This is a genomic window from Candidatus Gastranaerophilales bacterium (genome assembly GCA_028693235.1).
GTDB lineage: Bacteria > Cyanobacteriota > Vampirovibrionia > Gastranaerophilales > Gastranaerophilaceae > JAQUVW01.
On sequence record JAQUVW010000001.1, the window covers coordinates 76,536 to 89,393 of the forward strand.

Annotated in this window: 12 protein-coding genes; 9 read left to right on the plus strand and 3 right to left on the minus strand. The window is 35.7% G+C overall.

Translation table 11 applies throughout. The features are described from left to right. Positions 1-236 precede the first annotated feature (236 nt). Genes PHV37_00395 through PHV37_00405 form a run of 3 tightly spaced genes read left to right on the plus strand, consistent with a single transcriptional unit; the run spans position 237 to position 4,021 of the window. Entirely contained in the window at positions 237-1,484 is a 1,248-nt protein-coding gene (locus PHV37_00395) for a hypothetical protein (GenBank protein ID MDD3236538.1), read from the plus strand. A 4-nt stretch (positions 1,485-1,488) separates the two neighbouring features. Beyond that, a complete protein-coding gene (locus PHV37_00400; protein MDD3236539.1) occupies positions 1,489-2,712 on the plus strand; it encodes a sugar ABC transporter substrate-binding protein in 1,224 nt (407 codons plus the stop codon). 7 nt (positions 2,713-2,719) lie between these two features. Beyond that, positions 2,720-4,021, plus strand: coding sequence for an NCS2 family permease (locus PHV37_00405; protein ID MDD3236540.1), 1,302 nt, complete (start codon positions 2,720-2,722; stop codon positions 4,019-4,021). A 12-nt stretch (positions 4,022-4,033) separates the two neighbouring features. Here PHV37_00405 and PHV37_00410 read toward each other — a convergent pair whose 3' ends face one another. Together PHV37_00410 and mnmG are read right to left on the minus strand one after the other, a co-directional pair. After that, on the minus strand, positions 4,034-4,810 hold the full coding sequence (locus tag PHV37_00410) for a hypothetical protein (protein MDD3236541.1): 777 nt from the start codon (positions 4,808-4,810) through the stop codon (positions 4,034-4,036). 323 nt (positions 4,811-5,133) lie between these two features. After that, the gene (gene mnmG, locus PHV37_00415; GenBank protein ID MDD3236542.1) at positions 5,134-7,008 is read right to left on the minus strand and encodes a tRNA uridine-5-carboxymethylaminomethyl(34) synthesis enzyme MnmG; all 1,875 of its coding nucleotides are present in this window, start codon (positions 7,006-7,008) and stop codon (positions 5,134-5,136) included. Positions 7,009-7,142: 134 nt separating this feature from the next. Here mnmG and PHV37_00420 point away from each other — a divergent pair, with 134 nt between their 5' ends. Then, positions 7,143-7,643, plus strand: a complete 501-nt coding sequence (locus PHV37_00420) for a hypothetical protein (GenBank protein MDD3236543.1) — start codon at positions 7,143-7,145, stop codon at positions 7,641-7,643. Here PHV37_00420 and PHV37_00425 read toward each other — a convergent pair. Then, a complete protein-coding gene (locus tag PHV37_00425) occupies positions 7,640-9,097 on the minus strand; it encodes an N-acetylmuramoyl-L-alanine amidase (GenBank protein ID MDD3236544.1) in 1,458 nt (485 codons plus the stop codon). The two genes, PHV37_00420 and PHV37_00425, sit on opposite strands and share 4 nt — an antisense overlap. Before the next feature lie 52 nt (positions 9,098-9,149). On the opposite strand from PHV37_00425, the gene PHV37_00430 reads away from it, so the two are divergent. The 5 genes from PHV37_00430 to PHV37_00450 all read left to right on the plus strand — a co-directional run bounded on the left by PHV37_00430 (position 9,150) and on the right by PHV37_00450 (position 12,845). After that, positions 9,150-9,932 carry a hypothetical protein gene (locus tag PHV37_00430; GenBank protein ID MDD3236545.1) on the plus strand — a complete coding sequence of 261 codons (783 nt, stop codon included), beginning with the start codon at positions 9,150-9,152 and terminating at the stop codon, positions 9,930-9,932. Positions 9,933-9,966: 34 nt separating this feature from the next. Beyond that, on the plus strand, positions 9,967-10,737 hold the full coding sequence (locus PHV37_00435) for a hypothetical protein (GenBank protein ID MDD3236546.1): 771 nt from the start codon (positions 9,967-9,969) through the stop codon (positions 10,735-10,737). Positions 10,738-10,837: 100 nt separating this feature from the next. Continuing rightward, the gene (locus PHV37_00440) at positions 10,838-12,139 is read left to right on the plus strand and encodes an FAD-dependent oxidoreductase (GenBank protein ID MDD3236547.1); all 1,302 of its coding nucleotides are present in this window, start codon (positions 10,838-10,840) and stop codon (positions 12,137-12,139) included. Further along, on the plus strand, positions 12,139-12,438 hold the full coding sequence (locus tag PHV37_00445; GenBank protein ID MDD3236548.1) for a 4Fe-4S dicluster domain-containing protein: 300 nt from the start codon (positions 12,139-12,141) through the stop codon (positions 12,436-12,438). Before PHV37_00440 ends, PHV37_00445 begins: the two co-directional genes overlap by 1 nt. Positions 12,439-12,452: 14 nt before the next feature. Next, a complete protein-coding gene (locus PHV37_00450) occupies positions 12,453-12,845 on the plus strand; it encodes a hypothetical protein (GenBank protein ID MDD3236549.1) in 393 nt (130 codons plus the stop codon). Positions 12,846-12,858 lie beyond the last annotated feature (13 nt).

Below are 12,858 nucleotides of genomic sequence, written 5' to 3' on the forward strand. Positions count from 1 at the left end.
TCCCATCTCTTGCGAGACTAAGTGTTGAGGGAGATGTTTCGTAAAACATACTGCTTTTAAAAGACCTTGCTCATTACCTATCGTACTGGCGAAGCTACATTAGAATTGTAATATAAACAAAAAAAACTTTAAAGTCATGTTTCTTAATCTTAATATTTGAGTATCTCTACTCCGTTTATATAATTTCAAAAAAATATTTAGATGATAAAATGAAGAAGAATATAAAGCAGTAATCGATGAAAAAAAATATATTAATTTTGTTCATAGTAATGGTTTTTGCATTGGCTCTAAAGGCTTTTGCGGCTGATTCTGTATATAAAAATACGTTGAGGGAAATAAATGTCAAACCATTGCAGAACAATGTTTGTGTTGTGAATTTACTTTTTGTCGATGATTATAAGGAACTTTTGAGCTTGCAGAAAAAGTCTGCATTTGATTATGAAGTTACTTTGCCTCAAACGAGATTGAATGATTTGCCTGTAAATATTATCTATGAGGGAAAAAAAGATGATGTTTCGGTGAAGGTATCAAAGCATGAATATTTGGATAAAGATATCAATAACGGCTATTTATCTGTAGGAATTCATTCAAAAAAACCTGTTAGAATTGAGTTAAAGTCTGATATTAAGCTAAGTTCTCACCCTGAAAGTGTCAAACCTGAAAATATTGTGGCGATTGAAGGTAATGATAGCAGCAAAGAAAATGAAGTTGTGCAAAACCAAGGTGGGGCTGAAAATCTTGATAAAGTCGGTAAAAATAAAGTGGGCTCTGATTATCTTGATGTGATTATGAAAATTTCATTGTTGTTGTTTATTTTTATGGTGGCATTGAGAGCAATTTATAAAAAGTTGAAAATAAAAAAACAACTTGCAAATCCCGAAAAAAAAGTGAAAAAGAAAGTTTCATCTGTTATTTCGGAAGAAAAAATTTCACAAGAAAAACAATCTAAAAGTGAGTTCGATGCTCAATTGGATGCTCTTTTTCCAAGCGTTGAGCAAGAAGAGCCGATAATTGCAAAGCCCAAAATGCAAGAACCTATGGCGAATTCTCCAATAATTTCTCCTATCGGAGTGCAGTCGATTGTTGAAAATGATTCAGTGCAATTGCCTGAAGAACTCGACAATAATGCTAAAAACCCACCTATAAAAGAAAATAAAACGGCAAAATATATGTTGGATGAGTCTGATGAAGAATTCGAAATAATTGAAGCAGACCCTAATGAACCAATGCTCCTTGAAAATGTTGATGTAGCAAAGGATAAAGGCTTCTATTTGATTCAATATCAAGACCAATATTCTTTGATTGGGCATATCGGCGAAAATATTTTTGTATTAAAACAATTTGAACATTTGTATAATAAGAAGCTTCAAGTGAGGCTTCACGAAAGAAGTAAAACGAAAGCAGGCTTTATAATCAGACTTGGAAATTATAAAGCACTGGTATCTTTGTCTAAGACTGAAATGCACGTGATTACAGAGTTTTAATTAAATGTTAAAAAAAATATTAATATCAATTATTTTATGTTTTTCTTTTGTTTTAACAGGTTGTGATAAAGTGCAATCTTCGCAAAAGACTGTTATTCAGTTTTCAAGCTGGGGCTCTCAAAGCGAAGTTGCTGTTATTAATGACTTGATAACAGACTTTGAGGCTGAAAATCCTCATATTAAAATTGATTTTTTGCATATTCCGCAAAATTATTTTCAAAAACTGCATCTGCTTTTTGCTTCAAATCTTGCTCCTGATGTCATTTTTATAAACAATATTTATTCTCCTATTTATATCAAGGCGGGGCTTTTTGATGATGTTTCTAATTTGATTGACAAATCTGATTATTTTAAGGTTTCAGTAGATGACTTTTCTTATGGCGGTGAGCTTTATGCCGTACCGAGAGATGTTTCAAATTTAGTTCTTTTTTATAATAAAGACATTTTTGATAAAGCTAATCTTCCATACCCAAAATCTTCAATGAATATGGTCGACTTAGCTAAAATCTCCTCACAATTAAAACAAAAAGGTTATTATTCATTAAATTATGAAGATATGTCCTTGTTTTGGCTTTATTATGCGGCAGCATTGGGCGGCGGTGTTCTTTCTGATGATAAAAAAGAAGAGATTTTTACCTCTCAAAAAACAATTACCGCTCTTGAATATTACTCAGATTTCATAAATAAATATCACTACATTCCCACAAAATCTCAAAAAGCGAGTAAAACAAGTGCCCAAATGTTTATGAACGGCGAAATCGCTATGTATCTTTCAGGAAGATGGATGGTTCCGAAATTTAGAGAGATGATTAAGTTTGATTGGGACGTTGTGGAGTTTCCTCACAACCGTGCTAATAAGCTTTATGTAGATGCTTCGGGGTGGGCTGTTTCAAGAAATTCTAAACATAAAAAAGAGGCTACTGCTTTTGTTAAATTTTTGGCTTCCAAAAATTCAATAGAAAAATTTACAAAGTCTGGGTTGATTATCCCTGCACGCAAGGATGTAGCCTATTCAGAGGTGTTTATGTCTACTGATTTAAAGCCGAAAAATTCTAAAATATTTGTTGATATGTTAAATAACGCAAAACCTACCCCTACAAATGAGAATTATCAACGTATTGATGATATACTTGCAGAACATTTGGAACCCGTTTTTAATGGCTCCAAGAAGACAAAAGAAATAATGACAAAAAGACTCAAAAAACAGTTAGATGAATTAGTAAAATAAAAGGTGAATGATGGAAAAATTCTTTAAATTAAAAGAACTCGGAACAGACGTTAAAACCGAGATATTAGGCGGATTAACAACATTTTTTACGATGGCTTACGTTTTTATTGTTGTACCAAAGGTTCTTTCTGTTTCGGGAATTCCGTTTTCAGCTACACTTGCTGCTACTATTTTGGTGGCGTTCTTCGGCTCTGTTTTGATGGGGCTTGTCGCCAACAGACCTTTTGCGGTGGCTCCTTATATTGGTGAAACGGCATTCTTTTCTTATACAGTAGTTTTGGCTCTCGGGTTTACGTGGCAGGCTGCTTTAGGGGCTATATTTGTAAGTGGTTTGATATTTTTTATTTTAACTTTGTTAAAGGTAAGACCTTGGCTTGTGAATTCAATGCCGGAAACTATGAAAATTACGTTTACAACGGGGCTCGGATTATTTTTGTTGCTTGTCGGGCTAAGCGAAACGGGGATTATAAAATTCACAACAGATTCAATTCCGCTAAGTGTCGGTGATTTTCATTCAAAGACCGTTATTTTGGCGTTGTTGACTTTTACCTTGATATTAGTGCTATTAGCTCGCAGGATTAAAGGTGCTATCCTTATTGGAATTCTTGCATCTACGGCTGTCGGGATTATGTTGGGCGAAGTCCAATTGCCATCAAAAATAATGTCTATGCCTCCGAGTTTGATTCCAACATTGGGGCAACTTGATATAATGTCTGTTTTTCAGTTGAAATTTTTACCTGTGTTTTTTATTGTTTTTTTACTTGTGTTTTTAGATACGACAGGCTGTTTGATTGGTTTGTGCTACAAAGCTAATTTGCTTGATAAAGAAGGGAAATTGCCTCAAATTGAACGTCCGATGGTTTGTGATTCAATAACAACAATGCTTTCAAGCTTTCTCGGCTCTATTACGAGTGGAGCTTATATTGAATCCGCAACAGGAATTGCTGATGGTGGAAAAAGCGGATTGACAGCAATTGTCGCAGGTATTTTGTTCTTATCAGGATTGTTTTTTGCACCTTTGTTTGCAATGATTCCTGCTTTTGCGTATGGTCCAGCTATTTTAATAGTTGGGTTGATGATGGTATCAGTGGTTGCAAATTTAAATTTTGATGATGTAACAGAGTATATGCCTGCAATTTTTGCAGTAGCTGTTATGACTTTTTCTTATAACATCGGAATAGGAATGGCGGCTGGTTTTATTCTTTATCCTTTGGTAAAAGTTTTTTCGGGTAGGTATAAAGAAACCAATGCTGCAACTTGGATTTTTGCTGTATTTTCAGTGATTTTCTTTGTTTTGTTTCCGCACTAAAAATGAATAGAATTATTTTATTTCAATAATTATGTTCGTAAATTCAATATCGTCATAATCGACGTAAGCAGTTTGCATCATGTTTTTCCCTGCTTTTATTGTTATGTCGTTTGAATTGCCTTGATTTATAACGGATTTTGGAATTTTGATTTGCTGCCCGTCGCCGTTTATTTTTATTTCGGCAATTTTGTTTCCGTTGCAATATACTTGTGGGGGATTTGCATAAGCTGTTGTGACGTGCGATTGCCCGATTTCTTGAGCCATAATTGTATCTATTCCTATTACAGAACCTAAAACTATGTAGGCGTTTTCGTCAAAAGTCATTTGCTTTATGTTGAAGCTTTTAGAGTAAAACGGTCCAATTGAATGGACTGCAAAATCTCCTGCGTTTGCTGAATTAGCGGAAAAACTATCATCTCCTAAGTGAATCATATCAGTCTCGATTATGATATCTTTAGGGTTACTTTTTTCTATTCCTACAACGAGCGGTTTTCCTGTTGATTTTTCATCTAAGGTTAGAGAAAAAGGTTTGTAGCCGTCTTTTTGGACAGACATTATTGTCGGAGCGTTGATTTTTGTACCGAGCTTGAATTTTCCTTCGTCGTTTGTTTTTGTTTTGTAATTTTTTTGAGGAATGGTAACGACAGCGTAAGGAATGGCTTGCCCGCTAGTTGCGTCGATTACTTGATTTCCGCTTTTAATTTGATTTTGGGTTTGCTTTGTAACCCCGCCAGCTACTGTGCCTGCAAAAGCAGTGAGGCTCATACAAAAAGATATTAATATGCTCAAAAATACCCTCATAATTTCTCCCGAATGAATTTGAAACAATTGTGCATTGTTATTTTACAAGATTTTGAAAAAATTAGTATGGGTGAAGTGTTTAAGCCATATCGGCGAGCTATTATAATAGTTCATTTTATTTCCCCTAGGATAATACTTAAAGCAGTCAAACTCTCTCAAAATTGCTCAAAGTACTTGATACAGATGCAAGCAATTTGAAAAGTATGGAGAAAATGAAAAAAGAGCTTATTTTTGCAATTAAAGAGGAATTAACAAATATTGAATTGTTCTACAAGTTTTATAAAACATTGTCTTGAAATGTATTGCAACTTTTAGCCACGAGCTTTTGTGCCGTGAGATTCTATAATAACCATTAAAACTGAAATATCAGCAGGTTTTACGCCCCCGATTCTGGCAGCTTGCCCGATAGTTGCAGGGCGGATTTTTGAGAGTTTTTCTCTTGTTTCTATTGAAATGTGGCTGATTTCATTATAATCAATCGATGCCGGAATGTGTATGTTATCAAGCTTTCCGGCCATTTGGACTTGGTCGAGTTGTCGTTTTATATAGCCGTCATATTTTATTTTTACCTCAATTTGTTCATAAACATCTCTCGGAAGATTAAGTTCTTTGGTTTTTGAGCTCAATTCTTGTAAAATTTTATAATTGATATTCGGGCGTTTTATTAACTCGATTAATTTGGAACCACGCTCCAACTTTTCACCGTATTTTTCTAAAATTTGATTGGTTTCAGCGGTAGCAGAAACTTTATCTGTTTTCATTCTTTCGATTTCGTCAGCAATCATTTTTTGTTTTTGTTTAAATCTTTCAAAGCGTTCATCACTTATCAGACCTACTTCGTAACCTATTTCGGTAAGCCTTTCGTCTGCGTTATCCTGCCTTAAAATTAATCGATATTCAGAGCGAGAAGTCAACATTCTGTAGGGTTCATCAATATCTTTGGTAACGAGGTCGTCAATTAAAGTTCCGATGTAGGAGGAACTTCTAGATAGAGTTAGAAGTTCTTTTTTATTCAAGTATTGAACAGCGTTAATCCCTGCAATCAGACCTTGTGCGGCAGCTTCTTCGTAACCGCTTGTTCCGTTAATTTGACCGGCACAAAATAGTCCTTTGATATTTTTTGTCATCAAAGAATGCTCCAGTTGAACGGCAGGAACATAGTCGTATTCAACAGCGTAAGCAGGTTTTATTATATGGACATTTTCTAATCCTGGTAAAGATTTCAGCATATCAATTTGAACTTCGGCAGGTAAACTTGTAGAAAATCCGCCAACATACATTTCGTAAGTATGTAGCCCTTCCGGTTCAATAAAAATATGGTGTGAGGGGTTGTGGGCAAATCTCACAACTTTATCTTCAATAGACGGGCAGTATCTTGGACCTCTTCCGTGAATCATTCCTGAATACATAGGAGAACGGTCAAGATTTGCTCTGATTATTTCGTGGGTTTTATCGGTCGTGCGAGTTAAAAAACAAGGGTGTTGTTCTCTAATCGGTCGGTTAGGTTCAAAAGAAAAGAAAGTCGGGTCTTTGTCGCCAGGTTGTTCTTGCATTTTTGAATAATCCAAGGTTCTTCCGTCAACTCTTGCAGGAGTGCCGGTTTTTAACTTTGAAATCGTTAGTCCGTGTTTTTTCAATGAGCCTGAAAGCCCCTTCGCACTAGCTTCTCCAAGTCTTCCGAATTCGAGTGATTTTAATCCTATCCAAATTTTTCCTTCAAGCGAAGTACCTGTTGTCAAAATAATTGCAGGTGCAAAATATTTAAGTCCGAATTCGTCTTTTAAGCCTTTAACTATACCGTTTTCAGTCAAAAGTTCTGACATAGTGCATTGTTTAAGCGATATATTTTCTTCTGATTCAAGTATATGACGCATATATGCCATATATTCTTTTTTATCCGATTGTGCTCTTAGAGCTCGAACAGCAGGTCCTTTAGAGGAGTTTAACATTTTGAGTTGCACGTATGTAGCGTCGGTACAAATCCCCATAACTCCGCCTAGGGCGTCTATTTCACGGACAAGGCAAGATTTTGCTGGACCACCGATGGCAGGGTTACATGGCATAAGGGCAATATTGTCAATATTCAACGTCGCAAGAAGGACTTTTGCACCGAGTCTTGCTGCACTTATTGCCGCTTCACATCCTGCGTGACCTGCACCTACTACTATTACATCAAATTTAAACATATCAGTATTATAAATCAAAAATGATTTTAGCGTTGTGTTTTTTTTAATTATAAAACTTAATAAAAGTTCAAAAATCCATGACAAATGGAAATTTAGAATATATCATAGACTTATACTTATAAGGTCAAGATTTTATGGAGATTAGGACAATTAACGAGATAAAGATACCCGTAGACAGGCTATATACAGAAACTACAGATATTTGCTCACTTTCTGATGATAGTGACAGTTTTAGTACATTAAGTACTTCTGCTATGCTTGCAAGGGGCGGCGTTCCTTCTTCTCACAGGCGTGTTGCAGACAATTATATGATAATCAAAAAAGTCTATGGATTCCCTGTTGTTCAATCAAGAATAAATAACAAAGAACAGTCTTTACTAGCTAAATATGATTTTAATCCTCTTGAATTTTCGACAATCAAACAGATTAATGAAGAATTATCTTTCCTTAAAAAATGGTCATTATCCTTGGATGTTGATTTGAGAATTGATGCTGATGAAATAATTCAAGTAAGAGCTAAAGAATTAAAATTCTTAGTAGCTACTCGCTATACAGCCTTGACTAATGAGGTTTATAACGGTTATATGGCTCTTGAAAAATATTTTGAAGATATTTCTAAATATTATAGAGGTTAGGGTTTTAACAAATATTCAATTAGCCCGTCTTTTATAGCCAAGGCTGCTTTGCGGCGGAAATTTTCATCTAAAAGAAGCTGATATTCCTCCGGATGAATCATATATGCTGTTTCAATAAGGATTGAAAGCGGGTTTGTAGGACGTGTAAGCACAAGGCTTGAGCGGAAAAGACCGTCATCATTTGTCCCGAGTTCTGTTATCATTTTCATTTTAACCGTTTGTGCTAAATTCATCGATTCGGGATTAAAATAGTAAACTCCTGTTCCGTGTTTTACGTAAGGATTGCCTCCGTCGGCTAGGGCGTTAGCGTGTATGCTTATTGACATTAGGGCATTATTCTCTTGTGCGATTTTTACTCTTTCATATAAATCGACATATTTGTCTGTATCCCTTGTCATTACAACATTTGCACCAGCTTTTGTGAGCTCTTCGTTCAATTTTTTTGCGATATCAAGATTTATGTCTTTTTCTTTAGCACCCGTAGGTCCTATAGAGCCCGGCTCTTTGCCTCCGTGACCTGCATCAAGTGCTATTGTAATTCCTAGTAGCGGGCAATTCGGGTTTACGCAAGGGGCCTTCCTTTGTTGAAAAACAAGGCTTCCGTCGATATATTTGCAATCATATCCCCAGAGTCGTTGTGTTGACGGGAATGTTATTTTTACGTTGTTTGCGTCGTAGGCTGTTATTTTTACTTGAGGGAAAAAGTTTTGGGTATTGATTTTAGGTGCCAAATCAAAAGTTGATTTAATTCCGTATAACGTCAAGTCAATATTTGCCCCCCTTTCTGTGATTTTATAGGGGACTTGAATTGTGGGGGTGATTTTTAGGTAGTTGTAATTTTTATCTGCTGAAAATGTTGTTTCACAAATATTTGCCATTGGTCGTTCTACAGTTGAGTTTTCTATCGAAACAAGGTTTTCGTCAATCCAAAATACTTCACCGTTACCCATTCCGACTTTATAATAATTTGCTTGCTTCCCTTCTAAAAACAAAACAGTATCTTTTGAAAGATGAGTAAGTCTAAAACCATCGCTATTGGGTGCATTTCGGAGTGGAACATTGTCTTTTATCGTTTTTGCCGTTAAATATTCACCTGCCGCAAATGGTTGGTAGTCTTGAGTTTCAATTGAATAAATATCTCGTGGTTTTTTTATTACCATATAGAATTTTTCATCAGTGGTTGTTTCGCTTATTTCTTTTATTTTAAACAGGTTTTCGCCTAGTTTTAGAGGAACTACGTGGACAAATGAGCCGTCTTGCCAGACTTTTATTTCTTCATCATTAATATAAACTTTTGAAGTGGGCGTTGCAGAGCCGATAAAAAATGTTGAATTTGCATCAACAGAGGTCTGAATTTCTTTCGGGTAGACAATATTGACTGCCAGTGCTTGATTTATTGAGATTAGGGATAAAATTGCACTCAACAAAATGTTTCTCATTGTTTCAAATTTCATATTAGACCTCTTTTCAAGGCAATTTTGTCACAAATATATTTTTAAATACAGTATGAAAATTTCAGCAGTTCCTTTGGTACAAGAAAAAACATTAAATAATCAAAAAGAAGCACTTGCTGCTCAGCCATTAGCTCCACAAGATAGTGGTGCAATAAAGACAAGTGAGATTTCGTCTAAACTTTTGCAAGGTGCGTATGGGATTTTGCCTGCAAAAACGGCTAAGTCATCAGTTTCGTTCGGTGCAAACCCGATTTATGATGTTAATTTGCGTCAAGTAGTTGATGGTGTTCAGAAGCTTATACCTGCCAATTTTTCAGAACTTATTATAAAAAATGAGGGCGATGAGTGGGCAATGCTCAACGTTCAAGATATATGGAAAAGGCTTGGGAAAACTGATTATGCGGATTGTTTTGCCGATAACTTCATAAAACGAAAAGAAGATAAATCTTACTTCGTTACTGAACTAAAAGATGCTGTAAAAGAATTGCAAGATAGGATTACTTGCCTTATTGAAACTACAAATCCTAAGAAAACAAAAGATAGGGATTTGTTTGAAGTTAAATTGTTGCAAGCTTCTCCGAAAATCGCAAACAAGGCTGAAACTACATCAATAAAAGGCTCAGGCGAAATGTCACTTTATGGTGCTGTTCGTCAGGCGAAAGAGCATGGGTTTAGCAAAGTGGGGCTACTTTCTACAAATAATTCTTTTTACAACAAGATGGGCTTTTCTGCTGTTGAAACATACGAAGACGGTGCCGGTGGTTGGTACGAGCTTCCTGCTGAAAAATTTGACGAGTTTTTAGACAAGATTGCTAAAAAATATAAATTGAATTAGCAAAAAATATTTTGTTTGATTTTTACTCAAGAGTATGAGAGTAAATCTACTGCCAAATTTATCACGCCGCAATAATTATACTTTACAAAAGCCTGTAACAGCTACAGATTCAATTGTAAAGCGTGAATATAACGATTATTCAGCCCAAAAAATCAAAGGCTCTTTCGGCTGTGGTTTTGCTTTGAAAAGTGCAAAATCTGTTTCTTTCACAAGCACTCCGTTATATGATGTCAAATTGAAAAAATTAGTCGGTTTAAATGGAAAACGAGGAATTTATGCACCTCAGGAAGCTTCATTTTCTCAATTAAAAATTGATAATCCTGAAGATTTTGAAAATATGACAAAAATGCATGAATCTGTTTGGGGCTATTTGGATTTAAGCGGTGCGTTGATTAACAATTTTATACAAAAAAGAGATTTTGTAGATTATTATGCAATTGAATTAAAAGACGAAAATCTTCCTTTTCAAAAAAAAGTTATGTCTTTAATGCAGACAGCGTCACCTCAATATACCCAATTCCCAGATGCTCTGAACATATCATTTTTGCAAGCTGCTCCTCAATATTTGGGAACAAAACCGCCGGCTATGAAAGGTGCAGGTGAGCTAGCTATTTATGGGGCGGTAAAAGTTGCCAAAGAACAAGGGAAAAGTGCCGTTGCTCTTACTTCTATAAATGATAAATTTTATGATAAAATCGGGTTCAAAAAACATCACAAAAACGGTGTCGGCGAGTGGTGTTATATCCTTGATGAAAAAGATTTTGACTCTTACATAAGCCGTGTTGAAAATAAATATCAATTTTAGCTGATTTTATAGTCAAAAATTTGTTGTTTTATTATTCATTTTTCGCTTGCCTAAAATGTAGTTATAATTGTATAATTATTTCGTTAGACAGGGTGATTTGATGAACGAAAATAAAGTAGATGTAATAGTCGTAGGGGCAGGTCCTGCAGGCGTCAGTGCAGGGATTACTCTCGCTCGTGCCGGTAAAAAAGTCGTGATAATTGAACGTGGGGATTTTGCAGGTAGCAAAAATATGTTCGGTGGAGCTATTTATGCCAGACCTACTGCTGAAATTTTTCCGAACTTTTGGGAAACAGCCCCCGTTGAAAGAAATAATGTCGAGCATAAATATGTTGTTATGTCAGGCTCAGACGCTACTACCATAAGCTATAAGCACAAAGAACAAGACGCTTACAACAGTTTTACGGTGATTCGTGCTAAATGGGACAGGTGGTGCATAAATGAAGCCAAAAAAGCAGGTGCCTACTTCGCTCCGAGAACTGTTGTTCGGGATTTGATAAAACGCTCAGGACGAGTTATTGGAGTTAAAACTGATTTGGAAAGCTTTTATTCTGATATAGTTATTCTCGCTGATGGTGTCAATTCACTTTTGGCAAAAAAAGCAGGTCTAAGAAGCGATATCAAAGACAATGCCGTCGCTCTCGGAATTAAAGAAGTTATTAAATTGCCTAAAAATATCCTCGAAGAAAGATTTAATCTCGATTCTGATACGGGCTCTGTTTCTGAGCTTATAGGAGGACCCCTCTCAGGCATGCTCGGCTTGGGATATCTCTACACAAACAAAGAATCGGTTGTCATCGGTTTAGGTGTTACTTTAGATGAGCTCAAAAAACGCAAGTTGAAGCCATACGACCTTTTGAACGAGCTAAAGCTCCACCCTGCTATTGAACCTTTTATTAAAGGTGGTGAGTTGCTTGAGTATTCTGCTCATTTAATCCCCGAAGGTGGCTACAACTCTATTCCAAAGCTATACACTGACGGTTTGATGGTTGCCGGTGACGCCGGCATGCTCGTAAACAATGTCCATTGGGAAGGTACAAATCTTGCTCTTGTCAGTGGAAAATTAGCTGCTGAAACCGCAATTGAGGCTCTTGAGGCTCATGATTTTTCTGAAAATATGTTGGCTCTTTATCAGGAAAAATTGGATTCAAGTTTTATCATGAAAGATTTGAAGTCTTATAAGGATATTATTGGCATTGTCCACTCCAACTCAAAGTCTTTCTTGGGATATTATCCTGAACAAATAAATGCTTTCTTCCACACTTTTACTAATGTCGACAGCATGCCTAAAAAAGAAAATTTTAGAAGATTTATTAAGAATTTTATTAAAAATCGAAAAATTTCTGATCTCTTTAAAGATGCTTGTGACGCACTGAAAATGGGAATCGGGGTGCTTAAATAATGGCTGATGATATTAAATTAAATTCAAATATAGATGACAAATTGTTTAGTGTAAAATATACTTGTGATACGCAATGTCATTTGAATCCTAATCAGGAAAAATGTATCAAATGCAAAAGTAAAGCGTGCACTTATGTTTGCCCCGCAAATGTTTATGCTTGGAGAGCTGAGGATAAAACACTCCTTGTAAGATATGAAAATTGTCTGGAGTGCGGTGCTTGCAGAATAGCTTGCGAAAAAAAATGTATAGACTGGCGTTATCCGAGAGCAGGCTTCGGGGTCAGTTTTAAACAAGGCTAAAAAGGGAGAAAATTATGCGCGACGAATACAGCGAAAACGCACGCAGATGGTATGACAAAGATCCTATCTTATCTCGTTCTATGAAAACTCTTGAAGAATCAGATGATGAAACTCAAATTAAAGTTGCTTTAAACCTTATCAAAATTATTGTTGAGCACAATTTGTCTTACAGCGAATATTCTGATGTTGAAGAAATTATCGAAGCGGTCGATGAAGGTATTCCTGATAGAGGTGGCAGATGGTATGATATCGACAAAACTTTGAGAACAGCTATTAATATGCTCGAAAATTGTCCTTCTGAAACTCAACATATCATCGCTAAAGAAATGGCTAAAATCGTTATCGATAAAATTAAAGAAGATAAAGATTTCGAAAATGAAGCCGATGACGAGCTTGAAGATATTTAAACCATAATTTGCG

Coding starts and splice junctions, on each gene's coding strand:
- PHV37_00430 (MDD3236545.1), top strand. CDS start 9,150: ATGAAAATTTCAGCAGTTCCTTTGGTACAAGAAAAAACATTAAATAAT.
- PHV37_00450 (MDD3236549.1), top strand. CDS start 12,453: ATGCGCGACGAATACAGCGAAAACGCACGCAGATGGTATGACAAAGAT.
- PHV37_00405 (MDD3236540.1), top strand. CDS start 2,720: ATGATGGAAAAATTCTTTAAATTAAAAGAACTCGGAACAGACGTTAAA.
- PHV37_00400 (MDD3236539.1), top strand. CDS start 1,489: ATGTTAAAAAAAATATTAATATCAATTATTTTATGTTTTTCTTTTGTT.
- PHV37_00435 (MDD3236546.1), top strand. CDS start 9,967: ATGAGAGTAAATCTACTGCCAAATTTATCACGCCGCAATAATTATACT.
- PHV37_00395 (MDD3236538.1), top strand. CDS start 237: ATGAAAAAAAATATATTAATTTTGTTCATAGTAATGGTTTTTGCATTG.
- PHV37_00420 (MDD3236543.1), top strand. CDS start 7,143: ATGGAGATTAGGACAATTAACGAGATAAAGATACCCGTAGACAGGCTA.
- mnmG (MDD3236542.1), bottom strand. CDS start 7,008: ATGTTTAAATTTGATGTAATAGTAGTAGGTGCAGGTCACGCAGGATGT.
- PHV37_00425 (MDD3236544.1), bottom strand. CDS start 9,097: ATGAAATTTGAAACAATGAGAAACATTTTGTTGAGTGCAATTTTATCC.
- PHV37_00445 (MDD3236548.1), top strand. CDS start 12,139: ATGGCTGATGATATTAAATTAAATTCAAATATAGATGACAAATTGTTT.
- PHV37_00440 (MDD3236547.1), top strand. CDS start 10,838: ATGAACGAAAATAAAGTAGATGTAATAGTCGTAGGGGCAGGTCCTGCA.